This window comes from Pseudomonas fjordensis, from assembly GCF_976987115.1.
The window spans coordinates 4,939,239-4,963,611 of the sequence record NZ_OZ336860.1; the positions used below are offsets into that span (position 1 = coordinate 4,939,239).

Here is a 24,373-nt window from a genome sequence, read left to right on the forward strand (position 1 = left end):
GACAAAGGCGTCCTCGCTAGCTGACTAGCGGGGACGCCTTTTTTGTTTGCGCACGATTTGTCGAGCCATTGCGGAGAACGACATGAAAAAACTCAAACTGGTGATGATCGGCAACGGCATGGCCGGGGTTCGCACCCTGGAAGAACTGCTCAAGCTGAGCAACGAGCTGTACGACATCACCGTGTTCGGCGCCGAGCCTCACACCAACTACAACCGCATCCTGCTGTCGCCGGTACTGGCCGGTGAGCAAACCTTCGAAGAGATCGTGCTCAACGATCTGGATTGGTACCTGAACAACAACGTCAAGTTGCTGCTCAACCGCAAGGTGGTGCAGATCGATCGGGTCAAGCGCAAAGTCATCGCCGAAGACGGCACCGAGGCCGAGTATGATCGCCTGCTGATCGCCACCGGTTCCACGCCGTTTATCCTGCCGATTCCCGGCAATACCCTGCAGGGCGTGATTGGCTACCGCGACATCGCCGACACCCAGGCGATGATCGACACCGCCAAGACCCACAAGCATGCAGTGGTGATCGGCGGCGGCCTGCTCGGCCTGGAAGCGGCCAACGGCCTGATGCTGCGCGGCATGCACGTGACGGTGGTGCACATCGGTGAATGGCTGCTGGAGCGGCAGCTGGACAAGACCAGCGGCCAGCTACTGCAAACCGAACTGGAAAGCCGCGGCCTGGTGTTCCGCCTGTGCGAGCAAACCCAGGCCCTGCACGATGCCGGCAACGGCCGCGTCGGCTCGGTGCAGTTCAAAAATGGCGACATCATCCCCGCCGACCTGGTGGTGATGGCTGCCGGCATCCGCCCCAACACCGAACTCGCGGAAAAGTCCGGCATCCCCTGCAACCGTGGGATCCTGGTCAACGACACGATGCAAACCTACGACCCGCGCATCTATGCCATCGGTGAATGCGCCAGCCATCGCGGCATCGCCTATGGCCTGGTGGCGCCGTTGTTCGAACAGGCCAAGGTCTGCGCCAACCACCTGGCCCAACTGGGGTTTGCCACTTACAAGGGCTCGGTGACCTCGACAAAACTGAAAGTGACCGGCATCGACCTGTTCTCCGCCGGCGACTTCATGGGCGGCGAAGGCACCGAGACCATCACCCTCTCCGACCCGATTGGCGGCGTGTACAAGAAGCTGGTGATCAAGGACGACATCCTGGTCGGCGCCTGCCTGTACGGCGATACCGCCGATGGCGGCTGGTATTTCCGCCAGATCCGTGAGAACCACGCCATCGGTGAAATCCGCGATCACCTGATGTTCGGTGAAAATGCACTCGGCGATGTCGGCCACCAAGGCCAGGACAAAGCCATGAGCATGGCCGACAGCGCCGAAGTCTGCGGCTGCAATGGCGTGTGCAAGGGCACCATCGTCAAGGCGATCCAGGAACAAGGGCTGTTCAGTGTCGATGAGGTGAAAAAACACACCAAGGCCGCCAGTTCCTGCGGTTCCTGTGCCGGGTTGGTCGAGCAGATCCTGATCAACACCGTGGGCGGCGCCGCCGACGTCAAACCCAAAAGTGAAAAAGCCATCTGCGGCTGCAGCGACCTCAACCACGGGCAGATCCGCCAGGCCATTCGCGAGCAGCACCTGCTGACCATCGACAGCACCCTGCGCTACTTGAACTGGCGCACCCCCAATGGCTGCGCCACCTGCCGCCCGGCGCTCAACTATTACCTGATCTCCACCTGGCCCGGCGAAGCCAAGGACGACCCGCAATCGCGGCTGATCAACGAACGGGCCCACGCCAATATTCAAAAAGACGGCACCTATTCTGTGGTGCCACGGATGTGGGGCGGCGTGACCAATCCTTCGGAGCTGCGCCGCATCGCCGATGTGGCCGACAAGTACAACGTGCCGATGGTCAAGGTCACCGGCGGCCAGCGCATTGACTTGCTCGGTATCAAGAAGCAGGACTTGCCAGGGGTATGGAAGGACCTGGATATGCCGTCCGGGCATGCCTATGGCAAATCCATCCGCACCGTCAAAACCTGTGTGGGCAGCGAGTTCTGCCGGTTTGGCACGCAGAACTCGACGCAACTGGGCATTGAGCTGGAGCATGACCTGTTCAATATGTGGTCGCCCCACAAGGTCAAGTTGGCGGTGTCCGGGTGCCCACGCAACTGCTCGGAAGCGGGCATCAAGGATGTGGGCATTATCGGTGTCGACTCGGGCTGGGAGATGTACATCGGCGGCAACGGCGGGATCAAGACCGAAGTCGCGGAGTTCTTCGTCAAGGTGAAAACCGCAGAGGAAGTGCGCGAATACAACGGCGCGTTCCTGCAGCTGTACCGCGAAGAAGCCTTCTACCTGGAGCGCACCGTGCACTACCTTCAGCGAGTGGGCATGGAGCATATCAAGAAGGCCGTATTGGAAGACCCGGCGCGCCGCCAAGCCCTCAATGAGCGTTTGCAGTTCTCGCTGTCATTCGAGCAGGACCCGTGGAAGGAACGCCTGGAACAGCCGCTGCTGAAAAAGGAATTCGACGTGATCCCTGTCAAACACCTGGAGGTCTCGCTATGAACTGGCTGGATATCTGCGCCCTCGACGAAATCAACGCCCTGGGCTCGCGCATCATCAGCGGGCCCAAAGGTGACATCGCGATTTTTCGCACCAGTGACGACGAAGTCTTTGCCCTCGACGACCGCTGCCCGCACAAGGGCGGGCCGCTGTCCCAAGGCTTGATCTATGGCAAGCGTGTGGCCTGCCCATTGCACAATTGGCAGATCGACCTTGAATCCGGCCAAGCCCAGGCCCCGGATATCGGCTGTGCCCACCATCACCAGGCACGGGTCGAAAACGGCCGGGTGATGCTGGCCCTGCGGGACGCGGGTTGATGAACCGCCAGACCACCGCGTCCACCTGCTGTTATTGCGGAGTGGGCTGCGGCGTGCTGATCGAGCATGACGGCGAACAGATCCTGGGGGTGCAAGGCGACCCCAGCCATCCGGCCAACTTCGGCAAGTTGTGCAGCAAAGGCGCGAGCCTGCACCTGACCGGCGACGTGAGCGCCCGTGCCCTGTACCCGCAATTACGCTTGGGCAAAGCACTGGCACGCACCCGCACCGACTGGGACACCGCCCTGGAGCATGCGGCCAACGTGTTCGCCGATACGATTGCCGAGCACGGGCCCGACAGTGTGGCGTTCTATATCTCCGGGCAACTGCTGACCGAGGACTACTACAGCTTCAACAAGTTGGCGCGGGCGTTGGTGGGCACCAACAATATCGACAGCAACTCTAGGCTATGCATGTCTTCGGCGGTGGTCGGCTACAAGCGCAGCCTGGGCGCCGATGCGCCGCCGTGCAGCTATGAAGACCTGGAAAACAGCGACTGCGTGATGATCGTCGGCAGCAATATGGCCTACGCCCACCCGGTATTGTTCCGACGCCTGGAGCAAGCCAAGGCGCAACGCCCGCAGATGAAAGTGCTGGTGATTGACCCTCGGCGTACTGACACCTGCGACTTGGCCGACCTGCACCTGGCGATTTTGCCGGGAACGGATGTGGCGTTGTTCCACGGGATTTTGCATTTACTGCTGTGGGAAGACTGGATCGACCGTGCGTTTATCCAGGCCCATACCGACGGCCTGGCCGAACTCAAGCGCCTGGTGCATGACTACACGCCGCAGATGGTCACGCAGCTGTGCGGTATCAGCGTCGAACAGTTGCGCCTGTGCGCGCAGTGGGTCGGCACCTCCAGCAGCTTTTTGTCGCTGTGGTGCATGGGGCTTAACCAGTCCACCGCTGGCAGCGCCAAAAACAGTGCGCTGATCAACCTGCATTTAGCCACGGGGACCATTGGCCGGCAGGGCTGCGGGCCGTTTTCCCTCACCGGCCAACCGAACGCCATGGGTGGGCGCGAAACCGGCAGCCTGTCCAACTTGCTGCCGGGCCACCGCGACGCGGCCAACCCTGAACACCGCGCTGAAGTGGCGGCCTATTGGGGCGTGGAACAACTGCCCGCGACCACCGGCCTTACCGCCATCGAACTGTTTGAACAGGTGCAGGCTGGCAAGATCAAGGCGTTGTGGATCGCCTGTACCAACCCAGCCCAATCGCTGCCCGACCAGAACGCGGTGCGCGCAGCCTTGGCCGCGTGTCCGTTCGTGGTGTTGCAGGAAGCATTTCATACCACCGAAACCGCCGCCTATGCCGACCTGCTACTGCCCGCCGCCAGTTGGGGTGAAAAAGACGGCACGGTGACCAATTCCGAGCGGCGTATTTCCCATGTGCGCCGCGCCATCAGCCCACCGGGTGAAGCGCGCGCGGACTGGGCGATCACGGTGGATTTCGCCCAACGCCTGGAGCGCCGTCTGCGTCCGGGGTTGCCGAGCCTGTTCGCCTTTGAACAAGCGGCCCAGCTGTTTGATGAATTCAAGCCACTGACTCAAGGCCGTGACCTGGATATGTCCGGCATCAGCCATGCCCTGCTCGACCGGCTCGGCCCGCAGCAGTGGCCGTTTCCCGAGGGTGCGCAGGCGGGTACGTCGCGCTTGTACACCGACGGTATTTTCCCCACTGACAGTGGGCGGGCGCGGTTTGTCGCCGAGCCTTATCGCGCCGCCAAGGAACAGCGCGATGCGCGATTCCCGTTGACCCTGATCACTGGTCGCCTGCGTGATCAATGGCACGGCATGAGCCGCACCGGCACCGCCGCCCAGCTGTTCGGGCACGTCAGTGAGGCGCTGCTGAGCCTGCACCCGGACGAGCTGCGCCGTCACCGTTTCAAAGAGGGTGACCTGGTCAGCCTGAAAAGCCGTCGCGGCAGCGTGATCGTCGCCGTCGGCAGCGATGACAGTGTGCGCCCCGGCCAAGCGTTCCTGCCCATGCACTGGGGCGACCGTTTTCTCAAGGGCGGCGTTAATACCCTCACGCAACCGGCGTTCGACCCTTTGTCCAAGCAGCCGGAGCTCAAGCACAGCGGCGTGCGCCTGGAAGCAGTGCAACTGCCATGGCAGCTGTTTGCGCTGATCGAAGGCGATGTGCAGCAGCACTTCGAAGCCTTGCGCCCACTGTGTGAAACCTTTGCCTACGTCAGCCTGAGCCTGGCTGGCCGTGAACGCCCCGCGTTGCTGGTGCGCGCCGCGCATACCGAGGCGCCCGACCTGCAACTGTTGACCCGTATCGACCACCTGCTGGGCCTCAACGACGGCCCGGTAATGGCCTATGACGACCCCCGCCGCTCAATCGGCAAGCGCGTAAAAATCGAGAAAGGCCGCATCACCGCCCTGCGCCTGGCCGGCGAAACCCTGGCCCGTCACTGGCTGCAAAGCCTGTGGCTGGAAGGCCGCGCCGACGAGCAACTGCGGCGCTGGTTGCTGGCGCCCTTGAGCGCGCCACCGGGCGGTACCACGGCCAGCAACAAGATTGTGTGCAACTGCAAGAACGTCAGCGAAAACGCCGTGTGTGCCGGTATCGGCAGCGGCCTGGACCTGGATGGCCTCAAACAGGCACTGGGCTGCGGCACCCAATGCGGCTCCTGCGTGCCGGAAATCAAACGTCTTTTGGCCAGCAACCCGCAGCCAATCGCCATCAGTGTGTAAGGGGAACAACATGAGCGCAAAAGTATGGCTGGTAGGCGCAGGGCCGGGTGATCCGGAGTTGCTGACCCTCAAGGCGGTCCGGGCTCTGCATGCAGCGGATATTGTGCTGATTGATGACTTGGTCAACCCGGCAGTACTGGAACACTGCGCCAGCGCCCGGGTGATTACCGTTGGCAAGCGTGGGGGCTGTCGCTCCACCCCGCAGGAGTTTATTCACCGCCTGATGCTGCGTTATGCGCGCCAGGGCAAGTGCGTGGTACGCCTCAAAGGTGGCGACCCGTGTATTTTTGGCCGCGGTGGCGAAGAGGCAACCTGGCTGCGCGAGCGTGGCGTCGAGGTGGAATTAGTCAATGGCATCACCTCGGGGCTGGCGGGAGCGACCCAGTGCGATATCCCGTTGACCTTGCGTGGCGTGAGCCGTGGAGTGACCTTGGTCACCGCGCATACCCAGGATGACAGCAGCCTGAACTGGCGTGCGCTGGCGGAGGGAGGCACCACGCTGGTGGTGTATATGGGCGTGGCCAAGCTAGAAGAAATCCGCGAGCAGTTACTCAACGGTGGCATGGCTGCGGATATGCCGGTGGCAATGATCGAAAACGCTTCGTTGCCCCAGCAACGCGAATGCCGCAGCTCCCTGGCGGCCATGCATGAAGCTGCAACAGCCTTTGCGCTCAAGAGCCCGGCCATCCTGGTGATTGGCCAGGTTGCCGGCGCCGCACAGATGGATGGCATCGCCGCTGCGGCAAGCGCCTGAGGCAAATCGCAGGCGAAAAAAAGCCCGGCCTGAGCCGGGCTTTTCTTTACTCAGTAATTACTGAGCTTGAGCTTCAACCGACGCTTCTACGCGACGGTTAACAGCGCGACCAGCTTCAGTTGCGTTGTCAGCAACTGGGCGGGATTCGCCGTAACCAACAGCAGTTACACGGTTAGGAGCAACGCCGTCTTTAACCAGGACTTGCTTAACAGCGTCAGCACGACGCTGGGACAGCTTCTGGTTGTAAGCGTCTGGACCTACGGAGTCAGTGTGACCAGCAACTTCTACGTTGGTAGCTGGGTACTGAGCCATGAAGTCGGCCAGGTTTTTAACGTCGCCGTAGCTGTTAGGCTTAACAACGGCCTTGTCGAAGTCGAACTTAACGTCCAGCTCAACACGAACAACCTGAGCAACCGGAGCTTCTGGCTCTGGAACTGGCTCTGGAGCTGGTGCTGGGGTAGGAGCTGGAGCAGCTGCGCCAGCGTTACCGCCGAAGTTCACGCCCAGGCCAACCAGTGCGGAGTAGTCCCACTTGCCGTTGTCCAGACCGTAGTCAGCTTCAACACCAGCACGAGCGTACAGGTTGTTGGTGAAGTAGTACTTCACGCCGGTACCGATGGTAGCGAAAGTGGTCTGGTCGCGACCGCTGTGGCCGTCAACCTTAACGTTGGTACGGCTCTGGTGGCCGAAACCGCCTTCAACGTATGGACGCAGGCTATCAACGCCAGCCTGACCGAAGTGGTACTGAGCAACGAGGCTGCCAGTGTCACCTTTGATCTTCTGGTTGCCAGTGCCGTCGTTCGAACGGGTGTGGTTGGTCTTGTCGTACGACAGATTCAACGACAGATCGTCGGTCAGGAAGTAACCAATGCGAGCGCCTGGGTTGAAGCCGTCTTCGATGTGCTTAACGCTATCGTTGTACTGCTTCTTGTAGAACAGCTCGCCTTCAACTGCGCCTTGGCCTTGTGCCAGAACGCCGAAAGAAGTAGCGGCAATAAGAGAACCAATGGCCAAGCCCAAGGTGTTTTTCAGTTTCATCCGTTAAATCCCCATCTGGTGATTGTAAAGCAGTCCCACAAACCGGGGGACAACTCGGCGACAAGTCTAACAGAACTTGCCTACACGTAAGAGATATTTGCTACGCACTAAGTTTCAGTCTCGCCCGCAAATTTCTCACGTAATTTATCAAGAGCACGTTTGTACCGCATTTTTGTAGCACTCAAGCCCATATGCATGATGTCAGCGATTTCCTGGAATTCCAGCTCTGCGACAAAGCGAAGCACCAGAATTTCCCGGTCAATCGGGTTCACATGCACCAACCAGCGATCAAGTCCGCCCTTCTCCTCGGGTGCCGGCGCCTTCTCTTCAGACGCCTCCTCAAGGGGGTCCAGACTCAAAGCGTCCATCAAGCGACGCTTTCGCCGTTCCTTACGATACTGCGTGATGCACTCGTTGTACGTGATGCTGTACAGCCAGGTCTTGAACTTCGATTTGCCCTCGAAGTTCTTCAGGCCGTATAGCACCTTGAGCATCACTTCCTGACAGACATCATCCGCGTCTCTATCGTTCCCCAAATACCTTGAACAAACGTTGAACAGAGTGCGTTGATACCTGCGCATCAATTCTTCGTACGCGCGTGTTACGTGAAACAGCTCCGTGTGCGAGCGCGCGACCAACTCCTCATCAGAGAGCTCACGGGGGTCATAGCGCGTGGACAGCGTTTGGGCTTTATTCAAAACAAGTCGTGCCGACAGTCAGGTCAATGTCCGCTGCAACCCGGTCACCCGGGTTTGCGGCGGCGTACATTAGCAGGATTTGCCGGATTAGCGGCTACTGACCTGCTGCTCCAGGAGAATCCGGTTAGACAGCGACACCAGTTCCCCGTCATCGGTCAGCACGGTTGTCTTGACTGTGCCGATCTCCTCGATTTGCCCTTCGACCTCGCCCACACGCACCTGTTGCCCAACTTGATACAGCTCACGCACATAGATTCCCGCAAGAATCTGACCGGCAATTTCCCGGCTTCCCAACCCCATGGCCAGCGCAACTGCCAGACCAACGGTAATCAAAACAATCACAATCACGTGGTTGAGCAGGTCAGTTTTGACCTCCAACTGGCTGATCGCGACAGAAATACTGATGATGATCACCAGCCCCTGGGCGATTCGCCCCAGGCCCGCCGCGTAGTCCAACCCCACGCCTTCGGCGGCCCCGCGCACCAGCCCGTTGGCCAATTGCGCGAGTAAAACCCCCACCAGCAGCACCAGCGCGCCGCCGAACACTTTCGGCAAATACAGTGCCAGCATGTCGAGCGTAGCTGAAACTCGCTCAAGTCCAAGGGACTGCGCCGCAGAAACCAGAAAAATAAGTAGAACGAACCAATAGACGATCTTGCCGATCAGGGTCGAAATCGGTACTTGCAACCCCGCGCGGCCAAGTAACTTGGTCAGGCCGGTGCCGGCCATCAGGCGATCGAGGCCCAGTTTGGCGAGCAATTTGGACAGCAGGGTATCGAGCAGCTTGGCCACGACAAAACCCAGCAATACCAGGACCAGGGCACCAAACAGGTTGGGAATGAAATTCGCCACCTTGGTCCACAATGCGGTCATCGCGGTGACCAGGCTCTGGGTCCAGAGATCAAGTTCCATATTCAATCAGCCTTATCAGCAGTGCTAGCAAGAGGTTTACGACGGGAAACCGGTGACACATGGGCCGAACCGTTGTTCAGGGCCATCATCAATGCCGGCAACCAACGCCCGAGCAGACCGAACAGGTCACCCGCCCCTACCTGACGGTTGGCGGTTTTCAGTACGCGGCCCAGGCAAGCATCGTCATCACGGTTGGATGGCGAAGCATTGAGCATGTCACGCAAAGACTGTTCGAACGGATCGTGCATAGAGACCTCTCGCAAGTGATTTAAAAGACGAGGGTAAAATTCATCGGGTCACATCGGCCCTTTCTTACGTTCAGGTCATATTCAGGTCAAACCCAGCGCAATCGTCGAAATAACCACCATTGCCCCAGTGCCACAGACACCATCAACAGGCACGCAATCATGAATCCATAAGGGCTGTCGGAGAACGGGATGCCTCCCACATTTATACCGAGCAGACCGGTGAGAAAACTCATCGGCAAGAAGATCCCGGTGATGATCCCGAAGCGGTACATGGTGCGGTTCATACGCAGGCTCAAGCGCCGGTCTTCGGCCTCAAGCACAAGCCCCACGCGCTCTCTGGCCAATTCCAGCTCTTCCAGGTAACGGGTCAGGCTGTTGTGCAATTCATTCCAATAGTCGGCATCGTCGTCGCAGAACCACGCCAATTTGATTCGCGTAAGCTGGGCAAAAATATCCCGCTGGGGGGCCAGGAAGCGCTTGAGCCCGGCAGCCCTTCGACGGATCTGCAGAACGCTGCCGTGCTCCGGAGTATACCGTTCGTCGGCATCGAGTTTTTCTTCCTCGGAATCGACGATTTCAGACAACCCAGCAACCAGATCCTGCACTTTATTGGTCAGGTACTGAGCCATATAAAGGATGAGTTCAGACGCCGTCTTGGGGCCTTTGCCGTCTGCCAGCTGCACCAGCAACTCATCGGTGGCGCGCAAGGGGCGTAAACGCAGGGAGATCACTCGGTTGGCGGCGGCGAAGATGCGCACCGACACCATGTCTTCGGGCTCGGCGCCTGGGTTGAGATTGATCCCGCGCAGAAACAGCAGCAATTCGGCGTCCGGCAGCGGCAATAGGCGTGGACGAGTGTTCTCCTCCAGCAGCAGGTCACAGGCGAACTCGCTCAGGCCGCTGGATTTACGCAGCCAGGTCTGGGTTTGAGGATGGCTGCGATCCCAGTGCAGCCACAGGCTTTCCTGGGGCTGCAACTGCAAGTCGTCGAGCTCAGTCCGGGCAATCGAACGCGCACCGCCTTTACCGTCCAGCACCAGGGCATGCACCAGCCCCCATTGCGCGTTTTCTTCTTCGAACATCCTCACCCCAATCGGTTACGGCAGTTTATTCAGGTATTTTCAGTGGGCTGGGCGACACGATCACCCCGTTGTTGTCGGCATAAATGTACTCACCAGGGCGGAACGTCACGCCCCCGAATGTCACCACCACGTTCAGGTCGCCCAGGCCGCGCTTGTCGGTTTTTTTCGGGTGCGAGGCCAGGGCCTGCACGCCCAGGTCGGTCTGGGCGATGACGTCGACATCACGGATGCACCCGTAGATCACCAGTCCTTCCCAACCGTTTTTCGCGGCCTTCTCGGCAATCATGTCACCCAGCAACGCGCAGCGCAGGGAGCCGCCGCCGTCGACCACCAGCACTTTGCCAGCGCCCGGCAGGTCAGCCTGCGCCTTGACCAGGGAGTTATCCTCGAAGCATTTAAGGGTGACAATTTCGCCGCCAAAGGAGTCTCGGCCACCGAAGTTGCTGAACATCGGCTCCACTACCTGCACCAGCTCCGGGTAGGCGTCACACAGGTCGGGGGTCACGTAATGGTTCATCGAGAAACTCCTGTCATCAAAGAAGAGGTCGAACATCCACGGTGTACATCAAGAAAACGCCCCGCGACAGGCATTCTTTAAGTGCCCGCGCCTTGGCGGCGGCCATGATCAAACCCTGATCAGCGCAACGCAATACACGTTACGCGACTGAATATGACCAGAAGCGCCTGGCGCGTCATATCTTAGCCGCAACCCTTCAAGAGTGAAACGCCCCTGGCAGGGCGTTTCGTCAAACCGTTGCAGCCACCTCGGGCTGCGTGCCGAATACGGGTGTCAGCGGGTCGTTCAACCAACGCTCCACCAATGGCCACACTTGGGCCTGGGCGGCTTTGCTGACCAGCATCTGCACATGGCCGAAATCTTCGCTGAAACCTTGCTGACGCCCCAGGCACAGGTACTGGCGATGCTCGCTGCCCACTTGCTCGAAGAGCTTGCGGCAGGCCCAGTCCGGGTCTTGCCGGTCGCCCGCTGCGCTCACCGCCAACAGCGGCACATCGACCTGCGCCAAGCCTTTCCACCAGTCATGCTCGGCATCGCCAAACCGGCCGAACAGACCGTTCCAACGCATCGCCTCGATCATCACCCCGGCCGGTTCGTCCTCGGGCCCACGTTTGAAGCGCGGGCCGGACAGGTGGCCAAGGCGCTTGAGAATAAAGCGCCCACCCCACTGCACCGGTGGGATTTTCAACGGCCAATGGTTACGACTGACCTGGCAGCCGAACAACGCCACCGATGCCACCGCAGATGCATCCAAGTGCTGCCCGCCCAAGGCCGCAGCCAAGGTGGTGGCGCCGAGAGAATGCCCGATCCAGTGCGGAACCTGCCCGCTTTGCTCAGACACAAACGCCCCCACGGCCGGCAAATCGTAGCGTGCGTAATCGGCGACACGGTTTCTGGCGTAGTCGTGATTGCGCTTGGACAAACCATGGCCGCGCATTTCCGGGATCCACACATCAAATCCGCGACGCGCCAGGTAAGCCCCCAAGCCAATGCCCTTGGGCGAATACCAGAAGCGCCGGTTGGAAAAACTGCCATGCAACAAAATAATTGGCGTGCCCCGGTTTTCCGGGACATCGGCCAGGCCCAAACGGGTCACCGCCAGCTCGACGGTGCCGTCAGGACTGTTACCGGGCTTGAGCCGATAGACGTCTTCACTCAGATCGCCGCGACGTTCAGCGCTGATCAGGGCGACAGGAAATAGATTGCTGCTGCTTTGCATAATGCTCTTGCACAAAAAAGGGCGGCGTCCGCAAGGATTCCCGCCCTGTACAGATAAGAATGCCGGTCACCCGCAACGAGTGACCGGCACTTTTGACCACGCGATCTTAGGCGGACGCTTGGCCTTCAGCCAGGAAGAACCAGGTTTCCAGCACGGAATCGGGGTTCAACGAAACGCTCTCGATCCCCTGCTCCATCAGCCATTTGGCCAGGTCAGGGTGGTCCGAAGGGCCTTGGCCGCAGATACCGATGTACTTGCCAGCCTTGTTACAGGCCTGAATGGCGTTGGCCAACAGCTTCTTGACCGCCGGGTTACGCTCGTCGAACAAGTGGGCGATGATCCCCGAGTCGCGGTCCAGGCCCAGGGTCAACTGGGTCAGGTCGTTGGAGCCGATGGAGAAACCGTCGAAGAACTCCAGGAACTCTTCAGCCAGGATGGCGTTGGACGGCAATTCGCACATCATGATCACGCGCAGGCCGTTCTCGCCACGGGTCAGGCCGTTTTCGGCCAGCAGGTCCACCACTTGGCTCGCCTCGCCCAGGGTGCGCACGAACGGCACCATGATCTCGACGTTGGTCAGGCCCATCTCGTTGCGCACACGCTTGAGCGCACGGCATTCGAGCTCGAAGCAGTCACGGAAGGCTTCGCTGATGTAACGCGAGGCACCGCGGAAGCCCAGCATCGGGTTTTCTTCTTCTGGCTCGTAGAGCTTGCCGCCGATCAGGTTGGCGTATTCATTGGACTTGAAGTCCGACAGGCGCACGATGACCTTTTTCGGGTAGAACGCCGCAGCCAGGGTGCTGATGCCTTCGACCAGTTTCTCGACGTAGAACCCTACCGGGTCGTTGTAGCCGGCGATGCGCTTGTCGACGCTTTCCTTGATGTCCAGTGGCAGGCCGTCATAGTTCAGCAGTGCCTTGGGGTGCACACCGATCATGCGGTTGATGATGAACTCCAGGCGGGCCAGGCCCACACCGGCATTCGGCAATTGCGCGAAATCGAAGGCGCGGTCCGGGTTGCCGACGTTCATCATGATCTTGAACGGCAGGTCGGGCATGGCGTCGATGGAGTTTTGCTTGATATCGAAGCCCAGTTCACCTTCGAAGATAAAGCCGGTATCGCCTTCGGCGCAGGACACGGTCACACCCTGGCCATCCTTGAGCAGTTGAGTGGCGTTGCCGCAACCCACGACTGCCGGAATCCCCAGTTCACGGGCGATGATCGCCGCGTGGCAGGTACGCCCGCCACGGTTGGTGACGATGGCACTGGCGCGCTTCATCACCGGCTCCCAGTCGGGGTCGGTCATATCGGAAACCAGTACGTCACCCGGCTGGACCTTGTCCATCTCGGACACGTCCTTGATGATCCGCACCTTGCCTGCGCCAATGCGCTGGCCAATGGCACGGCCTTCCACCAGCACGGTGCCGGTTTCCTTGAGCAGGTAGCGCTCCATGACGTTGGCCGAAGTGCGGCTCTTCACGGTTTCGGGGCGCGCCTGCACGATGTAGAGCTTGCCGTCGTCACCGTCCTTGGCCCACTCGATGTCCATCGGGCACTTGTAGTGCTTTTCGATGATCATCGCTTGTTTGGCCAACTCGCTGACTTCAGCGTCGGTGAGGCAGAAACGCGCGCGCTCGGCCTTGTCGACGTCAACGGTTTTGACCGAACGACCGGCCTTGGCCTCGTCGCCGTAGATCATCTTGATGGCCTTGCTGCCCAGGTTACGGCGCAGGATGGCCGGGCGACCCGCTTCGAGGGTGCCCTTGTGTACGTAGAATTCGTCCGGGTTGACCGCGCCTTGTACGACGGTTTCGCCCAGGCCGTAGGCGCCGGTGATAAACACCACGTCACGGAAACCGGATTCGGTATCGAGGGTGAACATCACGCCGGCCGTGCCGGTTTCCGAACGCACCATGCGCTGCACGCCGGCAGACAGGGCCACCAGCTTGTGGTCGAAACCCTGGTGTACGCGGTAGGAAATCGCACGGTCGTTAAAGAGGGAGGCAAACACTTCCTTGGCCGCGCGAATCACGTTTTCGACGCCGCGAATGTTGAGGAAGGTTTCCTGCTGGCCGGCAAAGGAGGCGTCCGGCAAGTCTTCGGCGGTGGCCGAGGAGCGCACAGCAACGGCCATGTCCGGGTTACCCGCAGACAAGGTGGCGAAGGCGGTACGAATTTCTTCGTTGAGCTTCTCGGGGAACTCGGCTTCCATGATCCACTGGCGGATCTGGGCGCCGGTCTTGGCCAGGGCGTTGACGTCATCGACGTCCAGGGCGTCCAGCGCGGCGTGGATCTGGGCGTTGAGGCCGCTCAGCTCGAGGAAGTCGCGGTAAGCCTGGGCCGTGGTGGCGAAACCACCGGGCACCGAGACACCAGCGCCTGCAAGATTACTGATCATCTCGCCGAGGGATGCGTTCTTGCCCCCCACATGCTCTACATCATGGACGCCGAGCTTATCGAGGGAAACTACGTACTCTACCAAGGTGATCTCTCCACTTTCTGTGTTGGAAAAGCTCAGGACGCGGGTTGCTCAGTAGGAGCTAACGCCAGCGCTTGTGGCCTGGACCTGGAAAATAAGTGAGAATGCGGCCCACTGCGGGACGGCAAAATCGCGCCTATCATATCCAAGATTCGCCATCAGCTTAAGGCCCAGGGCTCAAATGAAACGATCTGCTTTCTTTATTTCCGACGGCACCGGCATTACAGCCGAAACATTGGGTCAGAGCCTGCTCGCGCAGTTCGAAAACATTACCTTCGCCAAATTCACCCGGCCTTATATAGACAGCGTGGATAAAGCGCGGGCCATGGTACAACAAATCAATCTGGCGGCTGAAAAAGACGGTTTTCGCCCGATCATTTTCGACACCATCGTCAATCAAGACATTCGTGAGATTCTCGCAACGTCGAATGGTTTCATGATCGATATTTTCTCTACCTTCCTGGCGCCACTGGAACAGGAGTTGAGTGAACATTCGTCCTATTCCGTCGGAAAGTCCCACTCCATCGGGCATAACTCCAACTATATGGAGCGTATCGAGGCGGTGAACTTCGCCCTCGACAACGACGACGGCGCCCGCACCCACTACTACGACAAGGCCGACCTGATCCTGGTGGGCGTGTCGCGTTGCGGCAAGACCCCGACCTGCCTGTACATGGCCATGCAGTTCGGTATTCGTGCGGCCAACTACCCGCTGACCGAAGACGACATGGAGCACCTGACCCTGCCCGCCGCCTTGCGCGCGCATTCCCACAAGCTGTTCGGCCTGACCATCGACCCGGACCGGCTGACCGCCATCCGCAACGAACGCAAGCCCAACAGCCGCTATTCCAGCTATGCCCAGTGTGAATTTGAAGTGCGTGAAGTAGAAAATCTGTTCCGCCGCGAGAATATTGCGCACATCAATTCCACGCATTTTTCGGTGGAAGAGATCTCGGCGAAGATTTTGGTGGAGAAAGGGGTTGAGCGGCGCTTTAAGTGATCTTGTGATCGTTCCCACGCTCTGCGTGGGAACGCCGCCTGGGACGCTCCGCGTCCCGCAATAGCGACGCGGAGCGCCGCAAGATGCATTCCCACGCAGAGCGTGGGAACGAGCGCGGTCTCACAGATGAAACCGCCCGCCCCCCTGCCCCAACGCCGTCGCCAGCGCATCAAACCCTTCGCGCAATAACTGATCATCGCCCGACGTGTTGCAGATACTCGCCCGAATAAACTGCGGCACCGCCGTCTGCCCCACGGCAAACGCCTCGGCGGTGGCGATCAGGTAATTGTTCTGCTTGAGCTCTGCCTCGATTTCCGACGCCCGCCAGGGCTCGGGGACTTCGATCCAAAAATGCGGACTGTTAAGGTGGGTGCGATAGGCCAGGCCGGTCAATAAATCTTCGACCAGCGTCTTGCGCCGACTGATCTCATTGATCTGCTGACGCAACAAATATTCCGCCGTGCCGTTTTCGATCCACTGGGTCGCCAGTTCCAGGGTCACAGGTGTGGCCATCCAGCAGGTCGAACGGATCGCCGCCGAGATGCGGCTGACCAGCGCCGGTGGCGCATGCACGTAGCCCACCCGCAAACCGGCTGACACCGCCTTGCTCAGGCTGCTGATCAAAATCGTACGTTCAGGCGCGAAATAGCTGAGGGGCGGCGGACGGTCCTCCACCAGCACACCGTGGGCTTCGTCCTCCAGAATCAGCAAGTTATGTTCGCGACACACCCTGGCCAAGGCTTCGCGGCGCGCAACTGACAACACGGCGGTCGTCGGATTCTGGATAGTCGGCGTGCAATACAACGCCGAAATCCGGTGATTACGACAAACCTCATCCAGCGCCGTGGGCAGCACACCTTCCTCGTCCATCTCCAGGCCGATCAGCCGCACCCCCAGCATACGCGCGGCGGTAATCAGCCCTGGGTAAGTCAACTGCTCGGTCACCACTGTATCGCCAGCACGCAGCAACGCCATCATGGCGCACAACAAGCCGTGCTGGCCGCCGTTGACGCAGATGACCTGCTCGGGAATCGGATGAAACTCGCGCTGCACCAGCCATTGCGCGCCTGCTTCACGGTAGCGCGGCAGGCCGGCGTCCGGGGTGTAGGCGCTGATGTCCTGGAGGAACTTGGCGTTGGTCGACAGGGTTTGGAAGCTCTGGGCGAGAAACACCGTCTCTTGCCCAGGAATGTGCATGTTGCGGCTCATGTCGAAGTACTGGCGCGGCTCCTCGCTGAAATTGCGAAAACCTTCATCACGCTGGCGCTCCATCCCACGCTTGCGCACGAAAGTGCCGTCACCGACTCGTGCAACCACCAGGCCCAGGCGCTCCAGCTCACCGTAGGCCCGGCTGATGGTGCCGATGGTCACGCCTAAATTGTCGGAAAGCACCCGATGGGGCGGCAGTTTTCGTCCCGGTTCAATCAAGCCTTCGAGGATGCCCCGTTCCATCACATCGGACAGGCGCTTGTACTTCACGCCCTGCCCGTTGGACAAGCCCTCACGCATAATTGACACCATGTCAATATTTGTTTTGACAGCCATCTTTCGCCCTAATAGTGTGCTTTTACGGGTTCAATCGCCGATAAACATAACTCATTACAAGTTCAATATAGAGTTCAATTCCGGCTCAGGGAAGCAATAAACGATGCCAATGTCCGCCGTTCTCGAAAACACTGCAAAAACAAAAACGCAAAAACAGTGGCTCGCCGGGCTGGTGACCAGCGTGATGTTCCTGATCGTGTGCCTGAGTTGGGGCACCACCTGGCTGGGCATCAAGATCGCCGTGGAGAGCGTGCCGCCGCTGACATCCGCCGGCCTGCGCTTTCTCATCGCGTTTCCGCTGTTCCTGTGTTTTGCCATGGTGCGCCGTGAGCCGATCCTGTTTCCCCGGGAAAGCCGCTGGTTCTTCGTATTCGTGACCCTGTCTTACTTCAGCGTTCCCTACTATTTGCTCAACTATGGCGAAATGCATGTGTCGTCGGGCCTCACCGCCCTGCTGTTCAGCTGCATGCCGGTGTTCATCCTGATCTTCTCCGCGCTGTTCCTGCGCGAGCGCATCTATTTTTCCCAGGTGGTCGGCATCGGCATCGGTTTCGGCAGCCTCTACATGATTATCAAGAGCCAGGGCCTGCACCTGGACCACGCCGAGTTCCTGGGGGTGCTGGCCATTCTGAGCGCCGCAATCATGCACGCCTTGTGCTATGTCATTACCAAGCAAAAAGGCAGCGCCATCAGCGTCATCACCTACAACACCCTGCCCATCGGCATTGCCGGGCTGATGCTGTTCCTGGCCGGTCTGTGGTTTGAAACGCCGACGTTCGACGCCATCACCCTGCGCTCCTGGAGCGCGCTGTTCTACCTCGGGCTGGTGGCCTCGGTGGGCGGGTTCATTGTGTATTTCATGCTGCTCAAGCGCCTGAGCCCGATCATCCTGTCGTTCGTCTTCATTATCTTCCCGGTGTTCGCGGTCATCATCGGTGCCTGGTACGAAGGCGTGGAAATCTCCCGCGACCTGATGCTGTACTCGGCAATCCTGCTGGCCGGCTTTGCGATCACCAAATTGCCGATTGAAAAACTCATGGCCAAGAAAAAGTGACCCTCAACCAACGCGAGAGAAACATGGACGTCCTCCGCCCCACCGCCCTGGAACAGATCTACGCCCACGCCAGCCGCAGCTACCCCGAGGAGTGCTGTGGTTTTGTCTTCGCCGACGGCAGCGTGTACCTGGGCAGCAATATCCAGAATGAGCTGCACCGCAAGAACCCCCAGATGTACCCACGCAGCGCGGCCAACGGCTACACCTTTTCGGTGGCCGACACCCTGCTGATGAACAAGGCGTTTCGCAGCGACAACCCGGTGGTGGTGATCTACCACTCACACCCGGATGTGGGCGCCTATTTCAGCGACGAAGACCAGGACAAGGCGCTGTTCCTGGGCGAGCCGATTTTCCCCGTCAGTTACCTGGTGGTGGATGTTCGTCAGGGCCAGGCCCTGGGCTCCAAGCTGTTTGCCTGGGATGGCAAGCATTTCTCCCTTCAACCTTTCAACGACCTGCACACGGAGTTGTCCATGAACGCTGTCTCTTTCCCCGACATTCTGGTTCGCGTGGCCAAGCTGCCGGAATCGACCCTTGAGGGCGCCGGATCGACATTGCGCGAAGTCATTGAAAATCTCTGCACCCATCACCCCCAATTGCGTCAGCACCTGTTCCATGAAAAGAACGACCAGCTCAAGGAACACTTCCTGTTTACCGCCGAGGAGGAGTTGATCGACGCCGATGAACCGCTGCCAGCAAAAGCCCGGATCGAAGTATTGCTCGCCACCTCCGGCGGCATGGACATCGACACACTGAGCAACGAAGAAGTGCAGCGCTACGTGCGCCACATCACCCTGCCGGGCGTCGGCCGCGAGGGCCAATTGAACCTGAAGAAAGCCAAGGTGCTGGTCATCGGTACCGGCGGCCTGGGCTCGCCCATCAGCCTGTACCTGGCGGCGGCCGGCATCGGCACCCTGGGCCTGGTGGACTTTGACGTGGTGGAAAGCAGCAACCTGCAACGCCAGATTGTGCATGGCAACAGCACCCTGGGCATGCCCAAGGTCGAGTCCGCCAAGCAGCGCCTGCTGGACCTCAACCCCTATATCCAGATCAACGCGCACAACACCGCGCTTGACACTGACAACGCCCTGGAACTGGTGGGCGCCTATGACCTGGTGATCGACGGCACCGACAATTTCGACACCCGCTACCTGGTCAACGACGCCTGTGTGCAGTTGGGCAAACCTTTGGTGTACGGCGCCATCTACCGTTTCGACGGGCAGATCAGCGTGCTCAACTATAAAGGTGGGCCGTGCTATCGCTGCCTGTTCCCCAAGGCACCGCCCGCTGAGCTGGCGCCCAATTGCAGCGCGGGCGGTGTGATCGGCGTGTTGCCGGGCGTGGTCGGCATGATCCAGGCCACCGAGGCGATCAAATTGCTGATTGGCATTGGCGAACCCTTGTCCGGCCGCTTGATGCGCTTCGACGCACTGGCGATGAAGTTCAGCGAGATCCGCTTCAAGCGCCGCGCCGACTGCCCCTGCTGTTCGGACCTGCGCCACAGCGAAACCGTCGCGCCGGCCACCTGCGCCGATGCCGTACCGAGCCAGCCCTCCCTGGCCGCAGAACGCTACATCAAGCCCCAGGTGCTAAAGCAAGTGCTCGAACACCCCAGCAGCGCCGATGTATTGCTGGACGTGCGTGACGCCAGCGAACTGGAGGTCTGCAAATTACCCGGCGTGGTGCATATCCCGCTGGCAGAACTGGATGGGCAGCTCGCCAGCCTGAGCCGCGACAACACCCACTACCTGATCTGCTACGCAGGCACTCGCGCCGAGCAAGCCGCCAGCACCCTGTTGGCAGCCGGCTTTGCCAACACCAAAGTCTTGCAGGGCGGCATGAAACATTGGGTTCGCGACGTCGAACCTGACATGCCGTTGTACTGAAGGTGGGGACGTACTGATGCTGCATAACTCCATCCTCGACGTGATCGGCCAAACGCCGATCGTGCGTCTGGCCCAGTTTTCCGAAGACCTCGGCATCGAGGTCTACGCCAAGCTGGAGTCCCTCAACCCCGGCGGCAGCCACAAGGCGCGCATCGCCTTGGGCATGATCCTGGATGCCGAGCGCCGCGGTGTGCTGATCCGTGATTCCGGGCAGACCATCATCGAACCCAGTGGTGGCAACACCGGCATTGGCCTGGTGATGGCCGGCAATGTGCTGGGCTACAAAGTGGTGCTGGTGATCCCCGACAACTACAGCCCGGAAAAACAGAAGCTGCTGCGCCTGTACGGCGCCAGGGTCGTGCTGTCCGACAGTCGCCTGGGCAATAACTCCCACGGTGAAAAGTGCATGGAGCTGCAGTTGGAGAACCCCAACTACGTGATGCTCAACCAGCAACGCAATGGCGCCAACCCCCAAACCCACCGCGACACTACCGCCCCGGAAATCCTGCGCGCCTTCGGTGAACAGCGCGTTGACTACTTCGTCAGCGGCATAGGCACCGGGGGCCACATCACCGGTATCGGCGAAACCCTCAAGGCCGCCTGGCCGGCACTGCGAGTGATGGGCGTAGAGCCGGAGGAATGCGACTTGCTGAAAGACCAGCACGCCGCGCACGCGATCCAGGGCCTTTCAATTGGCTTGATCCCCAGCATCCTCAACCTGGATGTGATCGACGGCATGCTCAAGGTGTCGCACGCCGATTGCCTGGACATGATCAAACGCATCATGCGCACCGATGCCATCAGCCTGGGGCTGTCTTCGGCCGCCAACATGGTCGCCATCGCCCAACTTGCCCCCGAACTGCCGCCCGAAAAGGTGGTGTTGACCATGGTCTACGACAATGCCGACAGCTACCTGCCCAGCTTCGAATAACCGGGCTTTTAACCATTCAACATACGGGGGTGTCTCCATGGGGGGCTTTATCGACATGCAACAGCTGCACGATGAGTTGCTGACCCACCTCATCACCACCCTGACGCCCGGGCAGATGAAGCAGCTGGAACCGCACCTGGCGCCGTTGATCCAGAACGCCGCCCAGGCAGTGGCCGAGGACCTGATCGCCTATGCCTATCGCGACCCGGCGTCCCGTGGGCGCGGTGAGTTGATCCTGGAGTCCTACGCCTCGTTCAAGGCCGTGCTGTTCTACCGCCTTGCGCACCTGGTGTGGCATTTCCAGGCCGCTGACAACGGCGAGTTTTCGCGCATGGCCCTCAAGCTGAGCAACCAGGGCAAAATCCTCTCCGGCGCCGAGATTCACCCGGCAGCGCGTATCGGCCGGCGCTTTGTGCTGGACCATGGCTACGGCACGGTCATCGGCGAAACCTGCGTGATCGGCAACGATTGCTACATCCTCTGCGGCGTGACCCTGGGCGCGCGCGGTATCGCCAACAACCCGGACGGCAAACGCCACCCGCGCCTGGGCAATAACGTCGAAGTCGGCGCCGGCGCCCGGGTGCTGGGCTATGTTTCGATCGGCGACAACGTGTTTATCAGCCCCTCCTGCGTGATTACCCAGGACGTGCCGGCAGGCACCAAGGTCAAGGTGGTCAACCAGATCCAACTGCAAAAAAACGATGAATCGGACCACAGCAACTACCTCGGCGCTTTTGCCCTGGATGAGCGCTTGCACGTGGTGGGCGAAGTGAGTGTCGGCCACAAGGTCACCGTGCTGGACGCCGACTTTCATCCGCTGCAAGGGCTGATGCTCGAACCCACGGTGAAAGAGCGCCACCACCTGCAGTTTCGCCTGCGTCGCCTCGACAACGACGAACAACTGCCACGCCTGCCGCTGAACCTGAAGGTATGCGGGCCGGAATTTGAAATCACCCTGCTCTCTCCCCCTGGCTTGAGCGCACTGGTGCGCCACCTCTTGCAAGCCACCCCATTGATCGTCGGAGGTTGAACATGTCCGTGCATACCATGGAAACCCTGGCGCTGTTCGACAGCGCGCCCTACCAGAACGCATTCAGCGCCCGGGTGATTGCCGTCAGCGAACAGGGTATCGCCCTGGAGCACACCCTGTTCTACCCCACCGGCGGCGGGCAGCCGGGCGATACCGGCCACCTCACCCTGGCCGATGGCACACGGGTGCAAGTGACCGGCACCGTGCGCGACCCGGTATTGCGCTCGATCATCTGGCACCAGGTGGACCACTGCCCCGAACAGTTGGCCGCTGGCGTCCAGGTCGACGCCGGGCTGGATTGGGAGCGGCGCTACCAGCACATGAAGATGCACACCTGCCTGCACTTGCTGTGTTCGCTGATCGACGCGCCCGTGACCGGTTGCAGCATCAGCGCAGATAAAGGCCGCCTGGATTTCGACCTGCCGGAAATGACCTTGGACAAAGACCGCCTCACCCACGACCTCAACGCCCTGATCGAGCAGGCCCACGCGGTCAAGACTCTGTCGATGCCCGCCACGGAATACGCGACCCTGCTGCAGATCACCCGCACCCAGGCGGTTGCGCCGCCGGTGGTCTCGGGTTCGGTGCGAGTGATAGAAATCCCCGGCATCGATATCCAGCCCTGCGGCGGTACCCACGTGCTCAACACCGAGGAAATCGGCCGGGTGTTCTGCGAGAAGATCGAGAAGAAGAGCAAGCACAATCGCCGGGTGATACTGCGGTTTGAACCTGCGTCATTGCCTTTGTAGGAGCGAGCTTGCTCGCGAAAAACGTCAACGACAACGCGTGCTTCCTGAATAAGCGCGGCGCCTATGGGTTTTTCGCGAGCAAGCTCGCTCCTACAGGGGTTAGGGCAAACCAGGTCCAACAGTGAACGTGTTGTTTTTTCAGATCGTGAGCAGGTCCATGAAACGGTTCACAGGCGTCGCCTCAAGCCGTGCCTGATCCTTGCACAATGCAAAAATCTCAGCGCTGCGTTGCGCAGTAAACCGCGTGGCCAGGTTGGCTTTGAACTTGTCTTCCAGCAGTGGAATGCCGTCCACCCGACGGCGGCGATGGCCAATCGGGTACTCCACCGCTACCTGCTCGGTGCAGGTGCCGTCCGTGAAAAACACCTGCACCGCGTTGGCAATCGAGCGTTTGTCAGCCTCCAGGTATTCGCGGCTGTAGCGCGGGTCTTCGACGATGACCATCTTGTCGCGCAGCTCATCGATGATCGGGTGGGCCGCGTGGAAATCATCTTCATACTGCTCGGCCACCAGGTTGCCGAACGCCAAGGGCACGGCGGTCATGTATTGCAGGCAGTGGTCGCGGTCGGCAGCGTTGGCCAATGGGCCGACCTTGGAAATAATGCGAATCGCCGACTCGTGGGTGGTGATCACGATGCGCTCGATTTCATGCAGGCGATGCTTGACCTGCGGATGCAGGGCGACTGCCGCTTCACAGGCGGTTTGCGCGTGGAACTCGGCCGGGAAGCTGATCTTGAACAGCACGTTTTCCATCACGTAGGTGCCGTAGGGTTGGGGCAGGCTGAAGGCGCGCTTATCCTCGGGCTTGAGCGCCAGGTCCTTGTTGGTGTGGCTGAACAGCACGTCGTAGAAGCCCCATTGCGGCGCACTCAGCACGCCGGGGATGCCCATTTCGCCACGCAAGGCGATGTCTGCCAGGCGCACGCCGCGGCTCGATGCATCGCCTGCGGCCCAGGATTTGCGCGAGCCGGCATTCGGCGCATGGCGATAGGTGCGCAGCGCCTGGCCATCGACAAACGCATGGGACAACGCCGATAACAGTTGTTCACGGTTGGCGCCCATCAGCTTGGCGGTGACCGCCGTGGAGGCGACTTTCACCAGCAACACATGGTCGAGGCCTACCCGGTTGAAGGAGTTTTCCAGGGCAATCACACCTTGGATTTCGTGGGCCATGATCATCGCTTCCAGCACCGCACGCACGGTCAGCGGCGCGTCGCCATTGGCCAGGCGCTTTTGCGACAGGTGATCGGCCACGGCGAGGATGCCGCCAAGGTTGTCCGAAGGGTGGCCCCATTCAGCGGCGAGCCAGGTGTCGTTGTAGTCGAGCCAGCGCACGATGCAACCGATGTCCCAGGCGGCCTTGACCGGGTCCAGGCGATACGAAGTGCCCGGCACCCGTGCGCCGAACGGCACTACGGTGCCCTCCACCATCGGCCCCAGGTGCTTGGTGCACTCGGGGAAGCGCAGGGCCAGCAGGCCACAGCCGAGGGTGTCCATCAGGCAGTTGCGGGCGGTATCCAGGGCATCCTGGGAGTCGATGCGGTAGTTGAGGACGTAGTCGGCGATGTCCTGCAACACCGGGTCGTAGTCGGGGCGGTTGTTCTGGTCGACGTTGGTGCTCATGGCAGTTCTCCTAAAAGTTGGTTGTTCCATCCTCAGGGTCAGGGTTTACG

The 24,373-nt window shown here is 60.2% G+C and carries 20 protein-coding genes; 10 read left to right on the forward strand and 10 right to left on the reverse strand.

Annotated features, from left to right (window positions below; genetic code table 11):
• Positions 1-82 precede the first annotated feature (82 nt).
• Genes nirB through cobA form a run of 4 tightly spaced genes read left to right on the forward strand, consistent with a single transcriptional unit; the run spans position 83 to position 6,312 of the window.
• Positions 83-2,536 (forward strand): nitrite reductase large subunit NirB, encoded by a 2,454-nt coding sequence (gene nirB / locus ACWHXD_RS22475; protein WP_138762362.1) that lies wholly within the window; start codon positions 83-85, stop codon positions 2,534-2,536.
• On the forward strand, positions 2,533-2,850 hold the full coding sequence (gene nirD, locus ACWHXD_RS22480) for a nitrite reductase small subunit NirD (RefSeq protein ID WP_003193279.1): 318 nt from the start codon (positions 2,533-2,535) through the stop codon (positions 2,848-2,850). The genes nirB and nirD overlap by 4 nt, the downstream gene beginning before the upstream one ends.
• Positions 2,850-5,558 (forward strand): nitrate reductase, encoded by a 2,709-nt coding sequence (locus tag ACWHXD_RS22485; protein ID WP_138762363.1) that lies wholly within the window; start codon positions 2,850-2,852, stop codon positions 5,556-5,558. The genes nirD and ACWHXD_RS22485 overlap by 1 nt, the downstream gene beginning before the upstream one ends.
• Positions 5,559-5,568: 10 nt before the next feature.
• A complete protein-coding gene (gene cobA / locus ACWHXD_RS22490; RefSeq protein ID WP_098950664.1) occupies positions 5,569-6,312 on the forward strand; it encodes a uroporphyrinogen-III C-methyltransferase in 744 nt (247 codons plus the stop codon).
• Positions 6,313-6,369: 57 nt separating this feature from the next.
• Here the strand turns inward: cobA and ACWHXD_RS22495 are convergent, their stop codons facing one another.
• From ACWHXD_RS22495 to ppsA, 8 genes are all read right to left on the reverse strand, one after another.
• Positions 6,370-7,350 (reverse strand): OmpA family protein, encoded by a 981-nt coding sequence (locus tag ACWHXD_RS22495; protein WP_032895800.1) that lies wholly within the window; start codon positions 7,348-7,350, stop codon positions 6,370-6,372.
• A gap of 107 nt (positions 7,351-7,457) precedes the next feature.
• Positions 7,458-8,048 carry an RNA polymerase sigma factor SigX gene (sigX, locus tag ACWHXD_RS22500; protein WP_003193286.1) on the reverse strand — a complete coding sequence of 197 codons (591 nt, stop codon included), beginning with the start codon at positions 8,046-8,048 and terminating at the stop codon, positions 7,458-7,460.
• Positions 8,049-8,135: 87 nt separating this feature from the next.
• Complete coding sequence (locus tag ACWHXD_RS22505; protein WP_003193288.1) at positions 8,136-8,960, reverse strand: mechanosensitive ion channel family protein; 825 nt, start codon at positions 8,958-8,960, stop codon at positions 8,136-8,138.
• Positions 8,961-8,962: 2 nt separating this feature from the next.
• The gene (locus ACWHXD_RS22510; protein ID WP_014719486.1) at positions 8,963-9,208 is read right to left on the reverse strand and encodes a hypothetical protein; all 246 of its coding nucleotides are present in this window, start codon (positions 9,206-9,208) and stop codon (positions 8,963-8,965) included.
• Positions 9,209-9,294: 86 nt separating this feature from the next.
• Positions 9,295-10,290, reverse strand: coding sequence for a divalent cation transporter CmaX (gene cmaX, locus ACWHXD_RS22515; protein WP_044275105.1), 996 nt, complete (start codon positions 10,288-10,290; stop codon positions 9,295-9,297).
• Positions 10,291-10,315: 25 nt separating this feature from the next.
• Entirely contained in the window at positions 10,316-10,807 is a 492-nt protein-coding gene (gene rraA, locus ACWHXD_RS22520; RefSeq protein ID WP_138762364.1) for a ribonuclease E activity regulator RraA, read from the reverse strand.
• A gap of 229 nt (positions 10,808-11,036) precedes the next feature.
• Entirely contained in the window at positions 11,037-12,026 is a 990-nt protein-coding gene (locus ACWHXD_RS22525) for an alpha/beta fold hydrolase (protein ID WP_032895797.1), read from the reverse strand.
• Between the two features lie 106 nt (positions 12,027-12,132).
• On the reverse strand, positions 12,133-14,508 hold the full coding sequence (gene ppsA / locus ACWHXD_RS22530) for a phosphoenolpyruvate synthase (protein ID WP_032895796.1): 2,376 nt from the start codon (positions 14,506-14,508) through the stop codon (positions 12,133-12,135).
• A 178-nt stretch (positions 14,509-14,686) separates the two neighbouring features.
• Between ppsA and ppsR the strand changes: the two genes are divergently transcribed.
• Positions 14,687-15,505: a posphoenolpyruvate synthetase regulatory kinase/phosphorylase PpsR gene (gene ppsR / locus ACWHXD_RS22535; RefSeq protein WP_003193298.1), complete on the forward strand. Its 819-nt coding sequence runs from the start codon at positions 14,687-14,689 to the stop codon at positions 15,503-15,505.
• Positions 15,506-15,625: 120 nt separating this feature from the next.
• Here the strand turns inward: ppsR and ACWHXD_RS22540 are convergent, their stop codons facing one another.
• The gene (locus ACWHXD_RS22540; protein WP_003193301.1) at positions 15,626-17,050 is read right to left on the reverse strand and encodes an aminotransferase-like domain-containing protein; all 1,425 of its coding nucleotides are present in this window, start codon (positions 17,048-17,050) and stop codon (positions 15,626-15,628) included.
• A gap of 109 nt (positions 17,051-17,159) precedes the next feature.
• Between ACWHXD_RS22540 and ACWHXD_RS22545 the strand changes: the two genes are divergently transcribed.
• From ACWHXD_RS22545 to ACWHXD_RS22565, 5 genes are read left to right on the forward strand one after another with little or no spacing between them, the layout of a single operon-like run.
• Positions 17,160-18,104 carry a DMT family transporter gene (locus ACWHXD_RS22545; protein WP_032897827.1) on the forward strand — a complete coding sequence of 315 codons (945 nt, stop codon included), beginning with the start codon at positions 17,160-17,162 and terminating at the stop codon, positions 18,102-18,104.
• A gap of 23 nt (positions 18,105-18,127) precedes the next feature.
• The gene (gene moeB, locus ACWHXD_RS22550) at positions 18,128-19,990 is read left to right on the forward strand and encodes a molybdopterin-synthase adenylyltransferase MoeB (protein ID WP_032895795.1); all 1,863 of its coding nucleotides are present in this window, start codon (positions 18,128-18,130) and stop codon (positions 19,988-19,990) included.
• Between the two features lie 16 nt (positions 19,991-20,006).
• A complete protein-coding gene (locus ACWHXD_RS22555) occupies positions 20,007-20,921 on the forward strand; it encodes a PLP-dependent cysteine synthase family protein (protein ID WP_138762365.1) in 915 nt (304 codons plus the stop codon).
• Between the two features lie 37 nt (positions 20,922-20,958).
• Positions 20,959-21,951 carry a serine O-acetyltransferase gene (locus ACWHXD_RS22560; protein ID WP_003193308.1) on the forward strand — a complete coding sequence of 331 codons (993 nt, stop codon included), beginning with the start codon at positions 20,959-20,961 and terminating at the stop codon, positions 21,949-21,951.
• Positions 21,952-21,953: 2 nt separating this feature from the next.
• Positions 21,954-22,700, forward strand: a complete 747-nt coding sequence (locus tag ACWHXD_RS22565) for an alanyl-tRNA editing protein (protein WP_032895793.1) — start codon at positions 21,954-21,956, stop codon at positions 22,698-22,700.
• 138 nt (positions 22,701-22,838) lie between these two features.
• On the opposite strand, the gene prpD is transcribed toward ACWHXD_RS22565, so the two are convergent.
• Complete coding sequence (prpD, locus tag ACWHXD_RS22570; RefSeq protein WP_138762366.1) at positions 22,839-24,323, reverse strand: 2-methylcitrate dehydratase; 1,485 nt, start codon at positions 24,321-24,323, stop codon at positions 22,839-22,841.
• Between the last annotated feature and the right edge of the window lie 50 nt (positions 24,324-24,373).